Consider the following 18,218-nt stretch of genomic DNA (forward strand, 5'->3'; position numbering starts at 1 on the left):
CAACTCCTACTAACAGAATAGAAAAGTGAAAGTATCTAAGACACTTTCACTTTTCTCTCTTATTCAACATCGATTGAATTTGTAATTAAATAATACTCCTCTGATCCTGGACTCCAGTTTTTCACACGTTCATTTACACCGACAATAATATGCGGATGTAAAATAAAGGATTGCGGGAGTTGCTCTTGAATGATACCGACCGCTTTCTTTTGTAAGGCAATTCGTTCTTCCAAATCAACTGTTTCATTTAGTTGATTCGTTAATGCATTTACCTCTGGGATGTTAATTTGCCCAGGATTTAAAGAGCCTTCTGGTAAATAAGCAACATTAAAGAAGTATCCTCCATCTCCTCTTGGAGCTGTTAAGTTAGAATATGTTACTAAATCCCACTCCGTTTGCTGCTCCCATAGATAACTGTCAATATCTTCAACTGTTACTATGTTGATGTCAATTCCGATACTTGCTGCTTCTGCTTGTAAATATTGAGCCATTAAAGGAAGTTCAGGCCTTCCTTGATAAGTCGCAAGTGTTAACTGGAGGATTTCACCGTCTTTTTCAAGTTTTCCAGCTTCATTTTTCTCATAACCAGCTTCTTTTAATAAAGTTTCAGCTTGAGCTGGATCATAGCTAACCGGATCAAGTTCTGAAGCAAATGGAAGAGAAGGGTTAAAAGGTCCACTTGCAGCTGTAGCATGGCCATTCATAATCTCATTTACCATTACAGGACGATTCCCAAGCAAGTCTAATGCTTTTCGAACCTTTACATCTTGTAAAGCTGGCTTTGATGAATTATAAAGGATAAAATGAACACGCAAGCTTGGCACCGACTCCACTCGTAGGTTAGCGCTACTTTCTATTGGGTCTAACGCTTCAGGTGGTAAGTGGTAGGCAATGTCCGCTTCACCAGATTGAAGAGCTAGAGCACGTACATTCCCATCGGAGTTAAACTTAATCGTTACTTCATCAAGCTTGGCAGAACCATCCCAGTAATCTGGATATTTCTCTAACTTAACCTCTGATTCCGATGTAAAATCAACCACTTTAAATGGCCCTGTAGCAATAGGCCTCTCACTTATATTATCTGCATCCACCTTAATAATTGCAGCATTGGTATGTACAAGTTCTGATAAAAATGCTGGATAGACTTCTTCTGTAACAAAAGTAATTTCCTGTCCATTCGCTTCCATCGATTCAATTTTTAAGCTAGAGCTTATGGCATCATTCACACTTAAAACTCTTTCAAATGAAGCTTTGACTGCATCTGCGTCCACTGGAGTACCATCATGAAACGTAATTCCCTCGCGCAATTTAAACGTCCATGCTCTTTCATCCTTTTGCTCCCACGACTCAGCTAACCACGGTTTAATCGTAAGGTTTCCATCAATTTTAACTAAAGTCTCTGCAATACCCGCACGTACACCCATCCAATCTTGATGAGGGTCAATCGTTTTGGAGGCAAAACTAAATAATAATGTAACTGATTTATCCTCTGTTTCTGTAGATTCGGTTGAGGCTTTCTCTTTCGTTGAACTACGACTCTCCTGTTGATTGTTACATCCTAAGGTTAAAATACAAACGACTAAAACTACAAAAAACATAAAATACTTTTTAAACATATTTTCATCTCCTATTACATTAAAGTGAAACTTCCGTCAGTTAAAGGTAAATTGAACCATTACGATTTAATGGCAACAAATGTTTTTAATTTTCATTTTTGTTTAAAGGATAATAGTAATCATTACGATTTAAATGCTATTTATTAATATAGCTCCTTTTTAAAAAGCAGTCAATAATAAATCGTAATGATTACTGTTTTAAATCAGGTATTTATAAACAAGCTTAAAAAATTGAAAACCTTAAAAAATCTAATGGTACTACTAAAGAATAAGACGAAAAAAAGGGCTATAAAAATAACCCAGTAAAGTATGATATTATTTTGATCAACTAATTGGAAAAGGAAAATTTATCGATTATATCTGCTTACTTCTAATTGGACAGTTGCCACAATGGCTAATTTCTTCAAGATTCTTCATTAATTTATAGTACATACAGCACGTTCTCCGACTTGGATTCGTTTTAAGCTCTTCTCCTATTTTTAAATAACGTTTAAGCGGATTTTCATTTAAATTGAACAATTCTCCACTAGCATTTTCCAAATAATTAAAGTCGCTATTCAACCTTTCAATTTTATCCCGATTTAGTTCTTTCGCTAATGTTTTCTCATAAATGGAGTTAATTCGAGTAGCTATGTTTTCCCACAAAATTGCGGATGATATACGAGATGTCTTCTTCAATATGTCTAAAACCGGTGTAATATGAGACGAAAAAAGGTTGCGGAGCACGTTTTCACGCCAGTGCTCCCTCGTCATATTCCTTACTTCTTGCCATTTGCACCTATCTTCTTGAATACATAATTTACGTTCTTTACTTAATGTGCATGCACTTACCGGAAAATTAAGGACACAGTTGAATTCCGCCATACAATATAAAGTGGACGACACCACGAGGTAAGCATATCTTTTAGAAAACATTGAAGCGGCAACTGATAAATTTGGTGCTTGTATCTCTGTCATTTGTTTTTGTAGAAACGATAGACATTTTTCCTCATTTAATAAATCCGTTATTTTTATCTCCATAATGCTTTCATCATCTAGAACGATATCGAAATCCTTTAGTTCATTCAAAATCATCCTGTTCATTTATTAACCTTCCTGCCTTTTCCATGTGGAATACATAAAGGAGTCCCAAATAACGGATCTTTTGTAATATCACAATTCATTTGAAAAACATCTTTAACCATATCCGAAGTTATTACATCTTCTGGTCTTCCCTGTGAATATACCTTTTTTTCACGAACAGCTATAATATGATGTGCATAACGGCACGCTAGATTCAAATCATGCAAAACCATAACCACGGTTCTGTTTTCTAGTTCATTAAGCTCGAATAAAAGGTCTAAAATTTCAATTTGATGGGTCATATCTAAATAGGTTGTAGGTTCATCTAGCAAAATAATATCCGTTTTCTGTGCTAACGTCATCGCAATCCATGCTCTTTGCCGTTGTCCACCGGATAAGGAATCAACAGACCTATCAGAGAGTTCCTCCATTTTTGTAGCTTTAAGAGCTTGATTAACGATTTTTTCATCTTCACTAGACCATTGCTTTAACCAACTTTGATGTGGGTACCTTCCTTGTTTAACAAGCTGTAAAACCGTAAGTCCTTCTGGAGCAATCGGCCCCTGTGGTAAAATAGCGAGTCGTTTAGCTACCTCTTTTGTAGATAAATTTCCTACGACGTCTCCCCCTAATAAAACTTGACCTGATCTTGGTTTTAAAAGACGTGCAAGGGAACGTAATAAAGTAGATTTTCCACACCCGTTAGCCCCAACAAATACAGTGATTTCTCCAGTAGGAATTTTCAGATCTAGATTCTCTATAATAATTGTGTCACTATAACCTAGCGTTAGAGAGCTTGCTTCTAATACACTCATGGTCTCAGCTCCTTTATTGTAAAATTCCACACAATATCATTTACATATTTCGATTTCTAAATAATAAATAAATAAAGAATGGCGCTCCAATCCCCGCTGTAAATACACCAGCAGGTATATCGAGTGGTAAAAATGCTGTCCTTCCAACAATATCTGCTAAAACAACAATCATCCCGCCAATTAATGCAGAAATAGGTACCAAGCCAGCAAATGAACGTCCAATAAGCATTCTAGCAATATGTGGTGCAATTAAACCGACGAATTCAATTCCACCTGCAAAAGCTACTGAAGAACCTGCCAGTGCAACACTAATAAAAATGAGAAGAAAACGCTGCGTTTGTACTTTTACACCAAGTCCTGTAGCAACATCGTCACCTAATTCCTTAACACTAACCGTCCTGGCAAATAAAAGAGACAGTGGAATGAAAATAACAATCCAAGGCAGCATAGAATAAACATTCTGCATATTAGTTCCATACAAACTTCCCGTTAACCAAAGATAAGCCTTCGTCGTTACAGCTGTATCACTAAGGACAATCATCATCATGACGATTGCTTTCATTGCTGCTGCGACGCCGATCCCAATCAGTACTAGCCGGATTGGTGTCACTCCCTTATTCCATGCTAATAAGTAAATAATTATTGCTACAGTCATCGCCCCGAAAATCGCCATAAGAGGGAGCAGTTTCAAACTTGCCATCCCCATAAAAAAGACAATAAATATAATGGCTCCTACTGAAGCCCCTGCTGTTACCCCGATAATATCTGGAGAGGCAAGAGGGTTTCTAATAACCGATTGTAAAATCAACCCGGATACGGCAAGTGCAGCACCAACCATAAAAGCAAGCAACACTCTCGGCAGCCTCAATGTATTTAAAATAAACTCATATTCACCGCTGCCATATCCAAATAAATGCTTGATAACCGTTTGCGGGCTAATAAAACTGCTCCCGATTGATAGACTGAGTATAAAAAGTAGGAATGAAATGAAACTTAGCAGGAGAAAAATTATCAATGTTTTTTTAGCCATTTGAAAAGATACAGTACCTGATTTATTCCTAAATGCGAAAAAATTATTCATTTTTTACAGCCCTCTCCGTGCGATATAGAAAAAAAATGGAGTACCGATTAAAGCTGTCATGATACCTATGGGCATCTCTTGAGGCATAATGACAAATCTTGCCGCTACATCTGCCAACAGCAAAAGGCTCGATCCAACTAAAGCACTAAAAGGGATAATCCAGCGATAATCTGAACCAACAAGCCCCTTAACGATATGAGGTACAATTAAGCCAATAAAACCAATAGAACCGGCTACTGCTACTGATCCACCAGCCAGAATAATAACAGCTACACCGATCATGGTTTTAATGAAGACCGTTCTTTGACCTAAACTTTTGGCAACATCCTCACCTGTCATAAGAATATTAATAGGTCTTCCTAAAAATAATGTAAGAAGACCAGCACCAACCATAAAAGGTAATACAGGTAACAGCATATCCATACTCCGACCTGCAACAGAACCTGCAAGCCAAAACAATATACTTTGTATTTTTTGTTCATCAATAACTAATAAACCTTGTGTAAAGGAAACGAAGAGAGCTGATATCGCTGCACCGGATAAGACAATTTTAACGGGAGATAACCCATCTCTTCCTAATGAGCCTAAAAAATACACTAACACACCGGCAACCCCTGCCCCGAGAAATGCAATCCACATGTAACTCGTTAATGAGTCAACTGAAAAAAAAGTGATAGCACAAACAATAAAAAATAAAGCTCCGGCATTGATTCCAAAAATATCAGGTGCTGCTAGCGGGTTTCTTGTCAACGCTTGCATAAGAGCCCCTGCTAATGCAAGATTAGCTCCAATGACAGTTGCAATAACAGCTCTAGTCAATCGTGACGTTGTAATAATGACATGTTCAGTAATGGTTTCATCAAAATTTAAGAAAGCATCTACAACCGTCTGTATCGGGATTGCTGTTTTGCCAAGTGAAATACTTAGTGCGAAGGATATAATAAATACTAGAAAACAAATGAATAAACCAACTGCTTTATGATGTCGTAGCGAAAATTTTTTTCCCATATTACTCCTTCTTTCAATACTGTGTACTACATACTAAAAATATTGTTCGGACCTAAATAGTTGAATAGTAAACAAAAATAGGAGAAAGATTCCTTCCCCCTCCTATCCTTGCTTTTTTTCTATTTTTCTAATTCAAACCTGTCATAGATATCATCTAACATAAGGTTGGCTGCTTTAATTCCGCCGCCCATATTCCAGATGATTTCATCAACTGTGTGAACTTGATTTGCTTTCACAGCATCAAGATTTTTCCATAATGGATGATTTGTCCACTCATCATACGTTTTCTTAACAGCCCCATCATCTTCCATAAAGAGATAAAATACATCAGCATTCATGTCAGAGATGCTTTCTTTATCAGTGAATTTGACTACATCTAATGATGGGTCTTGTAAGTTTTTTGGACCTGAAAAGCCAAGCTCGCTTAGGATTGATCCTGCAAAACCTGTAACATAAACTCGTGCATGGTCCGCTCTAAAGTTTAAAACAGAAACATGTAACGGCCACTGTTCACCTAATTTCTCTTTAATTTTACTTTGGAAATCAGCAACACGATTATTCCAAGCTGAAAGGATCTCATTTGCTTTTTCTTCTTGGTTCATTGCTTTGCCCATTAATTCTACAGTACCTTTAAACTCAAAAACGGTCTCATGTGCAACGGTTGGTGCAATCGCTGTTAATTGATCATAGATTTCTTCATGACGCAACTTTGAAGCGATAATTAAATCTGGCTTTAATTTAGCAATCTCCTCTAAATTCGGCTGCGTTTCATCCCCTATGTTTTGTACACCTTCTAAATCACTTTTTAAATAGTCATAAATTGGTTGCTGTAGCCAAGACTCAACTGCACCTACTGGCTTGACTCCAAAAACCGCAGCGGCATCACTCGCTCCTTGATACAACGTAACAATTCTCTCCGGAGTCCCTTCAATCTTCGTTATCCCCATGGCATGCGTAATTTCACGAGCATTTTCTGTTGCTTCCTCTTGTTCTGTCTGTTCTGTACCTTTACTTTCACTAGATTTTGATGCCTCTTGTGAAGATTGATTTCCACACCCCGCTAAAAGCATGACAAAGGTTAAAATAATGACAAGAAAAGAAAATGATTTTTTCTGTCTAAATGAATATGTACTTGCAGACATGTAATTCCCTCCTGAAATCTGTTAATCGCGTTATTTTTAACGATAATGATAATCATTATCACCGCAAATTGATAATAAATCATTTGTCTGAAAATATCAATACTTAATTTTAAAAATATTCCTTTTGCAATTAACTACTCCCAACATAAAAAGACCTTGTTCATGTCCTAAGACATCACAAGACCTTTTTCTATTTCAAAGATTTCAGGGGGTGTGATTACATCACGCCACCCGTAAGATGAGAGTGTGTAATATTCGATGTGAACAAAAAGTGCGGTATATCAAAGTTTTGCTAAATGAAGTAACTAGCAGTTCAAATTTTATTTAAGTGTGAAGACTCATTTAACCATGATTTCAGATATTCAATGAACTTATTCGTAGCTGGAGAAAGGTTTTTAAAAGAGGTAGCAGCGATCCCAATTGTACGATAATTTTCTCCTTCTAACTTGAGAGTTCGGACGTTAGTTGGAATACGGTGTAAAACCATTTCAGGAAGAATACTAATTCCCATATTATTTTCCACCATTGAAATAATCGCTTGGTCATCTGAAAGTTCGTATTTTATATTAAGGGACGCATTGTTTTCTTTTAATATTCGTATGAGATCGTTGTCGCTTCCTTTTTTCGACTTGATTAGAGGCTCCTCTTTGATCATTTCAAAAGAAATCTCATCTTGTCCGGCAAGAGGGTGTTCATTTGAGAGGATACAGAGCATTTCATCTTTTTTTAAGGGAATCCCTTCAAAGTATTTCGAGGTCGGTAGCGACACAAAACCAAAATCGACCAAACCATTGGATATCCAATGCTCGACATCATCATAATCCCCTTCCAGCAGTTTGACCTCAATAGAGGGGTGGTTCTCATTAAAGATTTTCATGATTTTAGGTAGCCAGTGAATAGACACACTTGAAATCGTTCCAATCCGTACTGTACCGATTTCCAAACCATTAATATGAGCGATTTCTTGAAGCATTTCTTCGTTCCATTTTAAAATATGGCGTATGTATGTTAAGACGCGCTCGCCATTACTAGTCAAATAGATCCCTTGGCGTCCCCGATTGAGGATCGTAAATCCCCATTCTGTTTCAAGGCTTGTAATCGCATGACTCACAGCAGATTGACTTAAACCGAGTGTTTCACCCGCTTTCGTAAGGCTCCCTAATTCCACAACGGTACGAAATACCTCATACTTAGCAAGAGACAATTTTTAACCACTCCTTTAACATGAAAAGTTTTCATGCTTAACTTTAAAAACATTCATTTTTATAATGTTAATTTTACAATTATACTAATTATTAATCAATTGATAGGATAGGTGACAGGTGATGAATCGGAATAAATGGTCTGGAATTGTAAATGGGGTAGAATCAAATACTCAATTAAAGGCAAATTTTTTGATGCTAATCGTTACGATGCTTTGGGGTTCATCTTATTTGTTTATGAAGATGGGTCTCGATTCTTTTCAAGAGTTTAACTTAGTAGCACTACGTTTTGGTATCGCCTTTATTTTAGCCGGAGCAGTATTTTACAAGCGTTTAATTCGGATTGATTTTAAAATGTTTTTTTATGGATTTATATTAGGCACCATCTTGTTTTTAGTCATGTCTGTTGTCACTATTGGATTAAAATTCACGACTATTTCAAATGCGGGCTTTTTATTTAGTCTCTCAGTCGTATTTGTTCCGTTGTTAGTAGCGGTATTGTTCAAAATAAAACCCGAAAGAAAAGTCGTTTTTGGCGTGAGCATCGCTATCATCGGGATTGCTCTGTTAACATTGAATCATGAATTAACAATCAACACCGGAGACTATTTAATCATTTTAGGTGCATTATTTTATGCGATGCAGATTATTGTTACAGGTAAGTTGACTAAAAATGTTGACTCGATCACACTTGGGATTTTACAACTGGGTGTTGCAGGAGCATGGGGACTGTTATTCTCATTATTGTTTGAAAGACCGCATCTTCCTAGCACAACTGAATCATGGGTTTCAATCTTGGCATTAAGTGTTCTATGCAGTGCGATTGGATTTATCGGCCAAGCTGTAGCCCAAAAACATACCACTCCAACGCAAACAGGTCTTATCTTTTCATTGGAACCCGTTTTCGCGGCATTATTTGCTTTTATTTTCGTAAGTGAAACACTCCCAGCAAAAGGATATTTGGGGGCAACTCTTATCTTAATGGGTGTCTTAACGGCTAAGATTAATTTTAAAAAGCCCTTTATGAGGAAAAGATTCAGTCAAACAGTTGACGGATCTAAAGTCTAGGTTAGTATCCAATAGCATTGAGTACGGACTGGGGATTTAAACACTTCAATGCACGGACGGATTAGAATTTTAAGTTTTGTAAGATATTGCACTTTATTAAAGTACAATATCTTACAAGCAACGGAACGGCATTAATACATATGCAACTTTGTCTTTTAGATACCGATAATTCGTGATAACCTTTTGTGTTTGCGTTTATTTTATGTTTAGAAATTGGTTCTTTTTCAAAACAAATAGTCTATCTTCTTATCGATTAAACAAGTACAGGAACTTTTTTATTCTGCAGCTGTTTTGCTAATTCAGGCAATAGCGTCTTAATATCGGCAACGGCTGCATAATCAGACATCTTGAACAACTCATTGTCCTTGTTGCTATTAACAGAAATAATTAATCCAGAGTTTTGCATTCCCACTGTATAATGGACAGCACCGGAAATACCTAAGTTTAAGATCGCTTGTGGCTTAACCGTCTTTCCACTTTGACCAATTTGATCAAATGGAGTGAACCAGCCATTATCGACTAGTGGACGAGTAACAGCCAATTTAGCACCCGTCGCTTCAACAAGGTCTACAACTACACGTAAATTATCTTTTTTTCCGATCCCACGGCCAATAGAAACAATGAAATCCGCACTTTCTAATGTTACTGTTTCCTCTACCAATGGTTGTTCTTCAATTATTTCATAACTAAAGTCATCCTCAACTGTAATCGCTTCGACAATTACTTCCCCTCTTCGGTTGATATTAGGTAATAATACTGGGAAAATATTCGGTCGTACAGTTACCATTTGTGGGCGTGCTTCTGGGATGATAATTTTACACATAATATTCCCACCAAATGACGGTTTAATTTGTTCTAAAATGCCATCTTCATTTACTTCTAAATCTAAACAATCTGCCGTTAAGCCTGTTCCTAATTTAGCCATTGCTCTTGGAGCTAAATCTCGACCAAAGGAAGTTGCAGCAAATAAAAAGATCGACGGATCATACTTCACGCATAATTCTTCTAATACTTTTGCATATGGACGAGGGTTATAATATGCTAATACAGGGTTATCAACGACAATCACTTTATCTGCACCATGCTGAATTAACTTTTCCGTTAATCCTTGTATTTGGTACCCTAATAATACAGCTGTAATCTCTTCATTTAATTGTGCTTTCAATTCAAGTGCTTTTCCTAATAATTCAAAGGTTGACTGGTCTTGAACTCCGTTGCTTTGTTCGGCAAAAATCCAAATTCCTTGAGCTGTCATGTTTTTCCCTCCTACTTTTATATAACCTTATGTTCTTCTAAAACATGAATAATTTGTTGAGCGACTTCTTCATTAGAACCTTCAAGATAAACCGTATTTCCTGTCTTATGTTGAGGTGGAAAAATGGATAGTACTCTACTTGGAGAGCCTTCCAATCCAATCCGATTTGGATCACATTCAATATCTTGACTGTTCCACACAGTAATTTCTTTTTTCGCCGATTCCATAATGGAAAATGCCGTGGCATAACGGGGTTCATTTAATTCTTTTGTTGTTGTAATCATTACAGGTAATTTAACTTTTATTTTTTGTGTGCATTTTTCCAATAAACGCGTCACAATTGCGTGGTCTCCATCCATTTCAATCCCGCTTGCAAATGTAACCTGTGGAATATCAAGAAACTCCGCCACGATTGGTCCTGTTTGGCCTGTATCTGCATCAACCGCTTGACGTCCGCAGAAAATCAAATCAACGTCTCCGATTTTTTCAATCGCTTTTGCTAATGTATAACCAGTTGCTAACGTGTCAGCACCACCTAATGCACGGTCACTGATTAAATATCCGTGGTCGCAACCCATTGCCAAAGCTTTCTTTAATGCTTTTCTTCCTTGAGGTGGCCCCATTGTCACAACTGCTACTTCGCCGCCATATGTTTCTTTTAATCTCAATGCTTCTTCAATCGCATTTATATCAAAGGGGTTAATGACACTCTTGACTCCATTACGATCGATATTATTTGTTTTCGGATTTATTTTTACGTCTACTGTATCTGGCACTTGTTTAATACAGACAACAATTTTCATATCGTTACTCCTCCTGCCACTTATTATTTTTGGTAAAGTTTTGGTAAAATTCGACCTGCAATGTGTACCATGATTTCTGAAGTACCTCCACCAATTGCCATACCACGTGCATCAACCCATAGACGGCCAACACGTGTATCTTTTGTATATCCAATCCCGCCGAAAATTTGTAAAGCATCATCGGTAATCTCCGTTGTTACTTCATTACTGTAATGCTTCAATAAGGCAGTACTTAATCTTACATCCATGCGATTGTCATTTTCCCAAGCGGTTTTATATAAAAGGTTACGTAAATTTTGTAGTTTGATTTCCATACGCACTAATTTCTCTTGGATCAATTGATAGTTTTTAATTTCTTTCCCGAATGTTGTTCGTTGTGAAACATATGCAGCAGCATCATCCATCGCAGCTTGCGCTAATCCCAAATTATTGGCACATACATTTAATCGTTCAGTTTCAAAGTTTTTCATTAAATAATAGAAGCCTTGCCCCTTTTCACCTAAACGATATTCTTCTTTCAACTCCACATCGTTAAAATAGTAGTCACAGAAAGGAATTAAATCCGTACCAATTTTTTCAGCTGGAACAATATCAATACCTGGTAAGCTCATAGGAATTAACCATAGAGAGTGGCTTTTATTCGTTCTAGATGGGTCATCATCTTTTGCAACGATAATGCAGTATTCTGCATCGGTCCCATTGGAGATCCAACATTTATTTCCGTTTAAAATGAACTCATCACCAACTTGTTTTACAACAGTGCTCATTCCTTGACTGTCTGACCCAGCGTTTGGCTCCGATAAAGCCAAGACGATATTTGCTTTTCCAGTCGCCTTATATTTTTGTACAATTTCTTCTGTTTGCTCTTTAGTCCCAAAGTGAGTTAAATCGTTCATACATTGCATGGCGATTAAAAATGGCATCTGGACTCCTGCACATCGTTGTAATTCTTCTAGTACTAGAACCTGAGTCATGCTATCTGAAGTGATTCCGCCAGCTTCTTCTGGTAACCCTAAAAGTCCGAAACCAGCTTCTGTCCAAGACTTATAAATATGGGCTGGAACACGATGATTTTTGCACCATTCTTTTACATCTTCTTCTGTGAAATTTCGTTCACACCATTCGCGAACACTTTCAACCATTAGTTCTTGTTCTTCCGTTATGTGGTAATACTCGTATGAACTAATCATTATAAAACCTCCATATCTCTTAAAGACTTAATTTTTAGCAGTCTTTTAATAAAGTGAAACTTCAGTCAGTGGGGGGTTTCTTCATCCCCCACTGATTGTTAGTCGCGCGGAGCCCGATTGATTTTTCTAAGGGCTGAAGCCCAAACAAAAATCTTATCACGCGGAGCCTGACTGGCGTTTCTAATGGCTGAAGCCCTAAGAAACACCTTGTCTCACCAATCGGGCGTTTACTGGCTGTTGATCCCCCACTTACAATTCTTATTACTTTCGAATTCTTGAAGTGGGGGTCTTACAGCCAGTTAACCTGCGATAAGTTTGTTAAGTAATTCACATTAATACTATATGCAAGTAACGTGCCAACTTAAAATTCTTATTTTCCACATATCGCTCATTATTTGTATTTAAATCTGTACTAAAGCTTTCTCATTATCCTAACTTATTTTTTTACTTTCTATCCACATACCTAAACGACAGTTCATTTATTTCATTACGATGTTGCATAAGACATAAAATCTTCTATGAAATTCGCTATGATTTCATTTTGTATCAATATAAATAATGAAAGCGCTTTAATTAATTGGGGGTGATTCATATTTGTATCACAAATGATTAGATTCATTAAGGATGAGGCAAATGATGGCGGCGTTAGGGGGGGTCCAACAAAACGTTGGTCTTATAAATATTTGCCAATCAATCGTTTGTTAATGGTTGGTTCAAACTGTATTCCTCTAAAACTTTTCTGAATGTTGATTTCACTGCGTCCGAAAAATAAACGGAAAAATTACGGCTAAACTGGGAAATATCGATATTTGCTTCAAAATAAGGGGAGTTTTGACGTTTTAATATCATTGAACCCGCACAGATAAAACAGGATTCAAGCGCCAATTTTAAATTTACGCATGTGAAGACTGTACAGATTGTCCATTGCGAACGTCATGTAGCGCGAGAAGGTACTAACCGTAAGCTGATAATCAATGAAAAATGGGAACAACAAAAAGAACAGGTACGAGAGAAGCTTTCAGAAGAGAAAACAGGCGCGATTTACCGTCATCTGAAAATCGATGTAGAACCAGTTTTTGGATTCTTGGAAGCTAATTTAGGTTTCACTCGATTTTCAGTCCATGGAAAATTGAAGGTTGAGAACGATGTTGGCCTCGCATTGATGGCCGTTAATTTAAGAAAATACATAGTAAGGACGTAAGGCTTACCTTAAAATATAGGATTTAAATGAAAAAAGGTGAAACCGACGTCGATTTCACCTTTTTTCTTATTTTAGAAACTAGTTATGTCCCAAGCTCAATTTTTCGAAAAATATCAGTCTATCCAATCGTCACATCGGTATACCGGTTGTATAGAAAACGAGTCTACCAAGAAATTCACCGACAATCACAAGGGCAAATGCCGTGTATACAAGGCTGAAACCTGCCTGTTGAATCTTTGATTTGGTAAATACATATCCAATCATAACTAGTCCAACGATAGATAGGACCCAGCGGATAATCGTAGGAACCGCTAATGAACCAGTCAGTAAGCTCGCAGACTCTAAACCTGCTGTTCCACTGGATGATAGTCCTGCTACAAAAACCGGCATGTACACTAATTGGACAATAATTGCTGCTAATCCTACCAGCCCGATACCCTTTAAAACCGTAGTTAATCCTTCGGAACTTTCTTTACTTATGAGAATTGCCATCATTGAAACAACTGCCCCGAAAAGAATAGTCGTTCCGTAAAACGCCAAGTACGTGTTAAGATCGGTCCAAGCTGGAAAAACGGTTGTCGCATAAATACTTGCCATACTAAAAATCGAGACAAGCCCTACAATAGATGTAACCCAGCCAATGATTAAATTCCAGTTCCCTCTACGTTCCATCAAGTAGGATACAATCCAAAGCCCGAAGAATAAACCAGCAAAAAGAATTTCACGACTCAACCAGGATGTGGCGATATTCCCAAGGGAACGATACGCACCAAATGGATCTCCTAGGTGAAATATGGAGAAGAACAGAGCAAGCACCGTTACCGGTCCGACAAAGAACATTCCCCGTTTTGTCACTTTAGTACTTACTTTCGAATCTATCTTATTCTGAAAAGAACGGATGATGACGAAAAACAGATACGCCCCAACTGCCAATTGTGTTAATAAAGTGAATATTAACAAAGGCCATTCTTTCGCAAAAATCGTTAGCATTGGAAAACCTCCTTATTTTGCTTATATCTCATATATTTGCCACCTACAGCATTACAGTTGGCTACAATATGATAAAACTTTCTTTACACATCCCTTTTCTTGTAATTCGATTCTAATGCACAGTTCTTAGGTTTAATTAGGAGAGATGGCGTCGTAACGCTAGCAGAAGGTAATATCGGAATCTCGCTTACTAAATCTCCATCATATTCCTTCTCTAATTCATCCAAATCACCAAACTTCAGACACCGCATCACACAGGCATCTACACAAGCTGGATTTTCACCTACGTCGCGCAAATCTATACAAGAGTTACATTTTCCAATCTTTTTTTCATCTTCATTATATTTAGGTACGCTATATGGACAGTTCCAAGTACAATATTTACACCCGAAACATTTACTCGCATCATGTTGTACTGTCCCGTCATCACCACGGTGCATTGCCCCAGTTGGGCAGCCCTCTATACATTTTGCTTCGGAACAATGATTGCATGAAGCTGAATAATGATAAATATTTAAATTAGGGTAAATCCCCGTTTCATAAGTTGAGACTTGTCTAAATGTAACACCTGCCGTTAAATCGTTTTTATCATTACAGGCTATCTCACATGTTCGACAACCTATGCAAGAACTTACATCAAAATAAAATCCTTTTTGGCCCATTACGATTCACTCTCCTTTCCTAATCCAAATTTACAGTTCTTAGAGGTGTTTCCCAGTCAGGAATCAACGGATCGCCCTGATATTTCTCAAAATTACAATTGTAGTTATTATATCCACTCACAGCCATGCCACTGCTAACTGGTCCGCAAAGGACATTATCTGCACCTGCAGGGTCAATACCTTTCTCTTCATCCATATCCATCCAAGCACCATGAGGTAAGGCAATACAACCAGGCATTAAACTCTCCGTCAAGCTTGCATGACGTAAAATTTTTCCATGGTCGTTCCAAATAAGTACAGTATCTCCATCCTTTATTCCTTTTTCGGCTGCATCAGACGTATTAATATAGATTGGATTCGTATAAGTTTTCCTTAGCCAAGGAATATTGTCAAAAACAGTATGCGAACGACGTAAATAGTGCGGATTGAAAATGAGATATGGATAATCACCCTTAACCTTGTTACCCCAGTCCGCAAAAGTAGTTTCATAACCTTCAACTGGTACAGTATAGGTTGGATAAGGCTTCCATTCAGCAGGACCGTAACCAAACCCATTTAGAGTATCCGCTTTCCAATCACTATAGATTTGAAATTTACCATTAGGCGAAGAGAGCGGATTATTTTCTGGATCTTTAACAAAATCTTCGTAACCAATAAAGCCGTATTGATCACCCTCAGAACGCTCGACTTGATAGACTCCCTTATCAATAAATTCCTTCAAGGAAATTTTACCTTGTTGCGGCTCACCCTTTACTCCCCATTCAGCAATATCTGCAGCAGTAATGGTTACCAATGGTCCGTAGGTTTTCGCATCCTCAGCAATAACCTGACAGCTTGCTAATTCATTAAAGAACTGCTGTTTTTCATCGAATGGCCATATTTCTTCTAGATTAATATCTAAACGTTTAGCTAATTCTTTTGCAATCCATTGATCACTCTTAGCTTCATAAAGTGGTTCTACAACCTGTGAGTAGCAAATAAGCATCTCTCTATTACCTGTTAATAAACCTCCACCAGCATTTTCCCAAGGTGTAGTTACAGGAAGAACAATATCAGAATACTGGGCTTCAGGTTTGAAAAATTGAGCATGGGAAACGACAAAGTCAACTTTGCGATGGGCCTCAATCCCCCCTACCAAGTTAGGACTCGTTTGAAAACGTGCAAAGTTTTCCCAGTAAATCATACGAAGATCCAGGTCCTTAATATTTTTAGGTTCTGTAAAGAAACCAGTAGAGTTAAATTTACCATCAAGAACAGACTGCCAAAGGTTCGGAGCAGTAATGAAGTCCGTAATTGGATTTGGTACACCAGGGAGCCCTTTGTTGCCAGGAGTAACTAAAGCTGGTCCTCCATTTGCTGCACCAGCGTGATATACGGACCCCGTAGAATGGCCCGGTTTGCCCATATGTCCTCCCATCGCACCAATTGCCATAAAAATTTGCGGGAAATTCTCCGCATTTTTATTACGAGCAGCCGCAAAACTATGCAAAAGAGCAACCTTTTTATCTTTGCGAATCTCTCTCGCATACCAGAGAATGTCTTCGATTGGTGTACCGCAAATCTCCGTTGCCCATTGCGGTGTTTTCGGTTGACCATCATATTTACCTAAGACATAATCCATAAAATTTTCATTGATTTTAGCATCTTCAGGCATATGGTCAGCATCGAAACCAACCGTGCAACGATTGAGAAAATCCCAATCAATAATCGGATTTTCTTTAGGATCATCTTCGGTAATCATCGTATAGGCTACCGCCAACAGAAAAGCCGTATCTGTGCCTGGTCGTACACGAATCCATTTTGCATCATAAACAGCTGCGCTATAGTTGAAGTGTGGTCCAACAAAAACAAATTGTGCTCCCGCTTTTTTGGCCTGCATTAAATGCCATGATGGGTTTCCTCCCGAAGACCATGCAGGGTTGCACCCATATAAAACAATCGTCTCAGAGTTTTTAAGGTCAAAACGGTCATTTGCATTACCTAAATCAAAAGTGGATAATCCTAATTTTGTAGCATCAAGACAATATGTTCCAAATGAATTTGAATCAGCTATATTTAAATGACCACCCTTACTTGCTAAAACTTTGAAAACCTCTCCACCTCTGCCAATAACTGATTCAGGGCCGTGCTCTGCATAAATTCTTTTAATTTCACCTGCTACAGCATCAAGTGCTTCGTCCCAAGAAATACGTACCCATTCATCCTTCCCTCGTAGAGATTTATCTCCTCCGCCAGGTTCCCAATGTTTACGTTTCATTGGATATTTCAAACGATCAGCCCCAAAGACCTGTTTCCGTTGGCTCCGACCACGAAGGCAGCCCCTTTGCTGTGGAAACTCAGGGCTGTCAGGATGAGTATCATCCGTTTTTTGCCTAATAACTACACCGTCTACAACTAAAGCTTTATTGACGCATCTACCACCACAATTATGCCAACATGCAGCGGAGATCCATGTTTCTTCACCGTTCAAAGCAGTTGCAGTAGCAGTATTATTTGTACCGGCAGTAGTAAGTTGAGTACCACAGCCAGAGAGTGCCAAAGAAGTAGTACCCGCAGCACTTGCGGCTAAGAATTTTCTCCGATTTAGTTTCTTATTCAATACACTATCGATAAGATTTCCCATGCTATATTATTCCTCCTTTGTAACTTTGTTCATATAATATCTATTAAATTTAAGTATACAAGAAGGTTCAAAAAGCTGAATTGTAGCCTGAAACATAATTAACATATAAAAACTGTGGCTTTTTACAAACGATATGGTAATAAAATGGATGATTAATGAACGAACTTTGAATAGTAATAAGTTGTCATATATATAAGGACGAAAATACTAGTTATTTATATTAACTAGTATGAATTTCAATTTAATGTCACTTTTCCCAAAATAATAGAGTAGGCGCATGAAAATTTCATGCGCCTCTCACAGAACCGTACGTGCGGGTCATCGCATACGGCTCCTCCATGATTATCCCCGTTGGGGATGATGTTCATTGTAGATATCTACAAGAGAAACAAGACCCTTCTCTTTATAAAACCATTTATTTGGAAGGGCCACGTTTACGGGTTTACACTTTGAACTTCTCCATGCATACATCCGAAGCTGTGGAAGTTCCCCTTTCCATT

Annotated in this window: 14 protein-coding genes and 1 pseudogene; 2 read left to right on the forward strand and 13 right to left on the reverse strand. The window is 37.8% G+C overall.

Translation table 11 applies throughout. The annotated features are described in order from the left end of the window. Window positions 1-59: 59 nt before the first annotated feature. The 7 genes from nikA to GNT69_RS23970 form a co-directional block, all read right to left on the reverse strand. Window positions 60-1,616 (reverse strand): nickel ABC transporter substrate-binding protein, encoded by a 1,557-nt coding sequence (gene nikA, locus GNT69_RS23940; protein WP_239094450.1) that lies wholly within the window; start codon window positions 1,614-1,616, stop codon window positions 60-62. 354 nt (window positions 1,617-1,970) lie between these two features. Then, a complete protein-coding gene (locus GNT69_RS23945; protein WP_203557507.1) occupies window positions 1,971-2,699 on the reverse strand; it encodes an IucA/IucC family C-terminal-domain containing protein in 729 nt (242 codons plus the stop codon). Further along, entirely contained in the window at window positions 2,696-3,493 is a 798-nt protein-coding gene (locus tag GNT69_RS23950; RefSeq protein WP_203557508.1) for an ABC transporter ATP-binding protein, read from the reverse strand. The genes GNT69_RS23945 and GNT69_RS23950 overlap by 4 nt, the downstream gene beginning before the upstream one ends. Before the next feature lie 40 nt (window positions 3,494-3,533). Beyond that, window positions 3,534-4,574, reverse strand: coding sequence for a FecCD family ABC transporter permease (locus GNT69_RS23955; protein ID WP_203557509.1), 1,041 nt, complete (start codon window positions 4,572-4,574; stop codon window positions 3,534-3,536). Between the two features lie 3 nt (window positions 4,575-4,577). Next, window positions 4,578-5,582, reverse strand: coding sequence for a FecCD family ABC transporter permease (locus GNT69_RS23960; protein WP_203557510.1), 1,005 nt, complete (start codon window positions 5,580-5,582; stop codon window positions 4,578-4,580). Between the two features lie 119 nt (window positions 5,583-5,701). Next, complete coding sequence (locus GNT69_RS23965) at window positions 5,702-6,724, reverse strand: ABC transporter substrate-binding protein (RefSeq protein ID WP_203557511.1); 1,023 nt, start codon at window positions 6,722-6,724, stop codon at window positions 5,702-5,704. Between the two features lie 313 nt (window positions 6,725-7,037). Continuing rightward, the gene (locus tag GNT69_RS23970) at window positions 7,038-7,928 is read right to left on the reverse strand and encodes a LysR family transcriptional regulator (RefSeq protein WP_203557512.1); all 891 of its coding nucleotides are present in this window, start codon (window positions 7,926-7,928) and stop codon (window positions 7,038-7,040) included. Window positions 7,929-8,049: 121 nt separating this feature from the next. Between GNT69_RS23970 and GNT69_RS23975 the strand changes: the two genes are divergently transcribed. Continuing rightward, window positions 8,050-8,994 (forward strand): DMT family transporter, encoded by a 945-nt coding sequence (locus tag GNT69_RS23975; protein ID WP_203557513.1) that lies wholly within the window; start codon window positions 8,050-8,052, stop codon window positions 8,992-8,994. Window positions 8,995-9,247: 253 nt separating this feature from the next. Here the strand turns inward: GNT69_RS23975 and GNT69_RS23980 are convergent, their stop codons facing one another. From GNT69_RS23980 to GNT69_RS23990, 3 genes are read right to left on the reverse strand one after another with little or no spacing between them, the layout of a single operon-like run. Next, complete coding sequence (locus GNT69_RS23980; protein ID WP_203557514.1) at window positions 9,248-10,249, reverse strand: electron transfer flavoprotein subunit alpha/FixB family protein; 1,002 nt, start codon at window positions 10,247-10,249, stop codon at window positions 9,248-9,250. A 17-nt stretch (window positions 10,250-10,266) separates the two neighbouring features. Continuing rightward, window positions 10,267-11,052, reverse strand: a complete 786-nt coding sequence (locus tag GNT69_RS23985; protein ID WP_203557515.1) for an electron transfer flavoprotein subunit beta/FixA family protein — start codon at window positions 11,050-11,052, stop codon at window positions 10,267-10,269. A 23-nt stretch (window positions 11,053-11,075) separates the two neighbouring features. Then, window positions 11,076-12,242: an acyl-CoA dehydrogenase family protein gene (locus tag GNT69_RS23990; protein ID WP_203557516.1), complete on the reverse strand. Its 1,167-nt coding sequence runs from the start codon at window positions 12,240-12,242 to the stop codon at window positions 11,076-11,078. Window positions 12,243-13,097: 855 nt separating this feature from the next. Here GNT69_RS23990 and GNT69_RS23995 point away from each other — a divergent pair. Next, window positions 13,098-13,443: pseudogene (locus tag GNT69_RS23995) on the forward strand (transposase); the annotation flags it as partial. A gap of 129 nt (window positions 13,444-13,572) precedes the next feature. On the opposite strand, the gene GNT69_RS24000 reads toward GNT69_RS23995, so the two are convergent. The 3 genes from GNT69_RS24000 to GNT69_RS24010 all read right to left on the reverse strand — a co-directional run bounded on the left by GNT69_RS24000 (window position 13,573) and on the right by GNT69_RS24010 (window position 17,718). After that, window positions 13,573-14,433: a dimethyl sulfoxide reductase anchor subunit family protein gene (locus tag GNT69_RS24000; protein WP_239094451.1), complete on the reverse strand. Its 861-nt coding sequence runs from the start codon at window positions 14,431-14,433 to the stop codon at window positions 13,573-13,575. Window positions 14,434-14,516: 83 nt separating this feature from the next. After that, a complete protein-coding gene (locus GNT69_RS24005) occupies window positions 14,517-15,095 on the reverse strand; it encodes a 4Fe-4S dicluster domain-containing protein (protein WP_203557517.1) in 579 nt (192 codons plus the stop codon). Between the two features lie 19 nt (window positions 15,096-15,114). Further along, entirely contained in the window at window positions 15,115-17,718 is a 2,604-nt protein-coding gene (locus tag GNT69_RS24010; RefSeq protein ID WP_203557518.1) for a molybdopterin-dependent oxidoreductase, read from the reverse strand. Window positions 17,719-18,218 lie beyond the last annotated feature (500 nt).

This window comes from Bacillus sp. B15-48, from assembly GCF_016879755.1.
Classification (GTDB): Bacteria; Bacillota; Bacilli; order Bacillales; family Cytobacillaceae; genus Mesobacillus_B.